Origin of the sequence: Paenirhizobium naphthalenivorans (assembly GCF_007992095.1) — a bacterium.
In the GTDB taxonomy this organism is placed as follows: domain Bacteria; phylum Pseudomonadota; class Alphaproteobacteria; order Rhizobiales; family Rhizobiaceae; genus Allorhizobium; species Allorhizobium naphthalenivorans.
Window position 1 is genome coordinate 1 of the sequence record NZ_BJZP01000096.1, and the last position, 1,309, is coordinate 1,309.

Genomic DNA, 1,309 nt, shown 5'->3' on the forward strand with positions numbered 1-1,309 from the left:
CAGAGAAGAAGACGCCGATAGCGAATTCGACCCTAATGCATTGACGCTTGGATTTGCCCGCCGTTTTGCAACCTATAAACGGCCGGCCCTGCTTCTGCACGATCCTCAACGATTGACAAGGATACTGACGAGGACGGAGCGGCCGGTCCAATTGATCCTGGCTGGCAAGGCCCATCCCCAGGACCGGGAGGGGCAGGAACTCATCAGGCTCTGGAACAACTTCGCCAAACGGCCGGAACTGAGAACGAGACTTATCTTTCTGCGGGATTACAACATGCGGCAGGCGGAATGGCTTACCCAGGGGGTCGATGTCTGGATCAACACACCCCGACGGCCATGGGAGGCGAGCGGCACGAGCGGAATGAAGATTCTGGCGAATGGCGGGCTGAACCTGTCCGAACTCGACGGCTGGTGGCAGGAAGCCTATGCGCCAGATGTCGGATGGGCACTCGGCGACGGCAAGGAACATGGAGATGATCCCGGTGTCGATGCCGTGGAGGCCGACGCCCTTTACAGGCTTCTCGAAGAAGAAATCGTTCCGGAATTCTATGATCGCGATGAAGACGGCATTCCTTCGAGGTGGGTCCGCCGGATCCGGGAAAGCATGGCTCGGCTCGCTCCGCAATTCTCCGCCAATCGGACCGTCCGCGAATACACGGAAAAGTTCTACCTTCCCGCCGCGAGAGACTATGCCGCCCGGATCGAAACCATCGGTGATGTTTCGCGCGGCATCGCGCGCTGGAAGCAGGACGTGTCGACGTTCTGGCCGCTGGTCCGTTTCGGGGAGATCTCTGTCGAGGAGACGAAGGAATGCCTGTCCTTTTCCGTCGCGGTCTATCTCGGCGAACTGTCTTCCGACATGGTCAGGGTGGAACTCTACGCCGACGGAGAGGCCGGCCGGCCTTCGCATGTGGAAGCGATGCAGAGACAACAGGGAGGATCGGCTCCCGCCGGATATCACAGATATGCGGCGAGGATTTCTCCGGTCCGTCCTGCGTTGGAATTCACGCCGCGCGTCGTTCCTTATCATCCGCTCGTCCGCGGTCCGCTGGAACTGCCAAACATCATTTGGCAGCGATAGGGCCACCGGTTCGGAGAGCGCTGTCCACGAGGAGCGAGAGAGAACGGGAATTGGAATGCAGAAAAACCCCCGGGAAGGAGAACATGCGATGAGTCCATCAGACAGCGTGCCACATCGTAAAACGAGCCGGAGCCGCCACACGATATCGGAAACACTCGATCTGAACGGTCGTCCGATTGTTGTCGTGAAACGTCCAGGTCAGGATCTCTGGCCATTGTTCCATCCAAT

1 protein-coding gene is annotated in these 1,309 nt (G+C 58.9%); it reads left to right on the forward strand.

Going from position 1 to position 1,309, the window contains the following annotated elements; translation table 11 throughout:
• Positions 1 to 1,081, forward strand: a 1,081-nt coding sequence (gene glgP / locus RNA01_RS23290; protein ID WP_147182448.1) for an alpha-glucan family phosphorylase, incomplete at its 5' end; no start/stop codon positions are given.
• Positions 1,082 to 1,309: the final 228 nt, after the last annotated feature.